We start from the raw sequence: 3,397 nt of genomic DNA on the forward strand, positions 1-3,397 counted from the left end.
AATAAAAAATAAAAAATAAAATAAAATAAATAATAATAAATAAAAATATAATAAAAAAGGACTTTTCTATGGCAACAGAAAAAATTAAAAAAGAAGGAAAAATTTTAAAAGTTCTAGACAAAATAGAGAAAGTTGGTAATTCTCTTCCAGACCCTACTACATTATTTATAGTATTTGCATTGCTAATGCTATTTATATCTCATATATGTTTTAAATTAGGAATTTTTGTAGAATACGAAGTTTTTGATTCTGCAACTAGTTCGTATATTACAAAAACAGTTAAAGCAGTAAGCCTTTTAACACCTGAAGGAATAAGACATATTTACACTTCTGCTATAAGCAATTTTACTAGCTTCTTTCCTCTAGGAGTAGTATTTGCTATAATGCTTGGTGTGGGAGTAGCAGATGGTACAGGATTTATGTCAGCAGTACTAAGAAAGCTTGTAAAAGTAACTCCTAAACAATTAGTTACAGCTTCAGTAGTATTTTTAGGAATAATGTCAAATATAGCTTCTTCTACAGGATATGTAGTTTTAGTTCCGCTTGGTGCTATAATATTCATGAGTTTTGGAAGACACCCTGTTGCAGGGCTTGCTGCTGCTTTTGCTGGTGTTTCTGGTGGTTGGAATGCTAATTTGATAATAGGTTCTAATGACCCTTTATTTGCAGGACTTTCTACGGAGGCTGCTAGATTATTAGACCCTTCTTATACTGTACAGCCTACAGGCAACTGGTATTTTATGTTTGTGTCTACTTTTCTCATCACTATAATAGGCACAATAGTTACTGATAAAATCATAGAGCCTAGACTTGGAAAATATCAGCCTGATGAAGATTCTGTTGTTGCTGATATTGAAGCTAATGAAAAAAGAGGAATGCTATTTGCTATAATATCATTCATAATTTACGTAGCTATTATTCTTGCATTAGTACTTCCAAAAAATGGTATATTGAGAAACCCTGAAACTGGAGGAATACTTCAATCTCCTTTCATGAGTGGTATAATAATAATGATGATGTTTGCTTTTTTAATACCTGGATTATTTTATGGTATAGGTGCTGGTACTGTAAAATCTGATAAAGAGGTTGTAGCTTTAATGGTAAAAACTATATCTACTATATCTGGATTTTTAGTGTTGTTATTTTTTGCTGCTCAGTTTGTTGATTATTTTAATTATTCAAATGTTGGAATAATACTTTCTGTAACTGGTGCTAATTTCTTGAAATCAATAGGTTTTGTTGGAATTCCTTTAATAGTTTCATTTATTATAGTAACAGCATTTATCAATATATTTATAGCTGTAGACTCTGCTAAATGGGCTATAATGGCTCCTATATTTGTTCCTATGTTTATGCAGCTTGGTTTATCTCCAGAGCTTACTCAAGTAGCATACAGAATAGGAGATTCCACTACAAACATAATTGCTCCTCTAATGCCTTTCTTCCCTTTAATAGTGGCATTCGTAAAAAAATATAATAAAGAGAGCGGTGTAGGAACTGTTATTACTATGATGCTTCCTTATTCTATAGCATTTTTAATAGCTTGGATTATTCTTTTAGTAATATGGATGTTAATAGGTCTTCCTGTTGGTATAAATGCTCCTATACATTATGGAATGTAATTAAATATTGAAATAGGATTGATAAATGAAATCAAGAGAAAAAAATATAAAAAAGATTATGAGAGAAGAGAATATTGATGCTTTAATAGTATCTTCTCCAGAAAACTTTCATTATGTTACAGGAACAGCATCACATCAGCATGCAGTTTCAAGAATGCCTGCTGTATCTATGGCACTTGTAAATAGTGATGATAATATTCAAACTGTAGCTATATGTATGGACTTTGAAAAAAAGGCTTTAGAAGATAGAGTGGACAATTGCAAAGTTGTTCAATATGATACTTGGGTTGGAGTTAAAACTTTTGATAAACTTACAAGCAGTGAGGGTTCACTTGGAGCAAAAAACTTCAAAAGTTTTTCTGGTTCGCTTGATATTTTAATTAATTTAATAAAAGAGTATGGACTTGAAAATAAAACTATAGGCTTGGAATTGGATTTTATAAGTATTAATTATTTTAACTTATTAAAAGAAAAGCTTCCAAATATAATAATAAAAAATTCAAGTCCTTTATTTATAAAAGCAAGGTCTGTAAAAACAAAAGAAGAAATTGACATTATAAAAAAAATAGCAAATGTTGGTGCTTTAGCTATGCTTCATACAAGTAAATTTGCTAAGCCTGGTATTACAGAAAAAGAGCTTATGGATATTTACAGACTTAATGTTATGGAAAGTAAAATATGTGTGCCAAGCACATGGTCTGCTTTTTTAACAGGCAAAAATGCATCTGCTTTAGCAATATCAGGAAACACTGTAGTAAAAGATACTGATATAATAAAATTTGATGGCGGAGTTAATGCTGAATGGGATTTTTATACTACTGATATGTCTAGAGCTTGGGTGATGCCTAATGCTGATAAAGAGCTTTTTAAATTAAAAGACACATTATATGAATCAAGAACATTAATGATAGAAAATATAAAACCAAATGTTCCTTTTTCTAAGATATTTAATATAGGTTTTGAATATGTTAAAAAAAAATATCCTGGTTATGAAAGAGGACATATGGGACATAGCATTAGTATGGGTCCTCAAACTGCTGAAGCTCCCTTTGTATCTAAAAATGAAACTAGAGTGATAGAAGAAAATATGGTTTTATGTATAGAATCTCCTTGCTATATAGAAGGTATAGGAGGATACAACATAGAAGATATGATTGTTGTTACTAAAGATGGATGCGAAATTATTACTGATGCCGCTCCACATTATATTGACTAAAAAATAATTTTTATAAAAGAGGCTTGAGTTTTTATGCTTGAGCCTTTTTTATTGTTTTTTTTAATTTATTCTAAATCCCGCCCTATTATATTTTCTGTTTAAATTAAATATACAAACTTTATAATATTTATTGCTTCAATATTAATTCTAACGCCCGCACCATGTGCTATTTAAGTATTTGGCTCACTCAACGCACGGTTAGAAATATTTATAAACATAGCTTAATAATAATTATAATCTTACTAATAAACAAATGCATTTTTCAACGTGCGTAATATTTTATGCTAATTATTATGGTATTAAATTTTTTTCTATACTATAATGATTTCAATAAATTTATATTAGGAAATTTTTATGTCAGTTGTTAATGATAATGATTCTAGTAGGGACTCAAAATATTATTTTGATAAAGCAAATATTTTTTCTCTTGAAGGAAAATGTAAAGAAGCCATAGTATATTATAATAAGTCTATAGAGTTAGATCCTAATTATAGTGTTGCTTATTATAACAGAGGAAGTGTTAAAGCTGATTTAGGTGAATATGAAGAAGCTATTAAAG

Annotated in this window: 3 protein-coding genes; all 3 read left to right on the top strand. The window is 29.3% G+C overall.

What is annotated here, in order from left to right; all coding sequences use genetic code 11:
- Positions 1–68: 68 nt before the first annotated feature.
- Positions 69–1,622, top strand: coding sequence for an AbgT family transporter (locus E6A48_RS07925; protein WP_219709510.1), 1,554 nt, complete (start codon positions 69–71; stop codon positions 1,620–1,622).
- Positions 1,623–1,647: 25 nt separating this feature from the next.
- Positions 1,648–2,838, top strand: coding sequence for a M24 family metallopeptidase (locus E6A48_RS07930; protein ID WP_219709512.1), 1,191 nt, complete (start codon positions 1,648–1,650; stop codon positions 2,836–2,838).
- A gap of 354 nt (positions 2,839–3,192) precedes the next feature.
- A partial coding sequence (locus E6A48_RS07935) for a tetratricopeptide repeat protein (RefSeq protein WP_219709514.1) occupies positions 3,193–3,397 on the top strand: 205 nt, incomplete at its 3' end.

Origin of the sequence: Brachyspira pilosicoli, assembly GCF_019402445.1 — a bacterium.
Classification (GTDB): domain Bacteria; phylum Spirochaetota; class Brachyspiria; order Brachyspirales; family Brachyspiraceae; genus Brachyspira; species Brachyspira pilosicoli_B.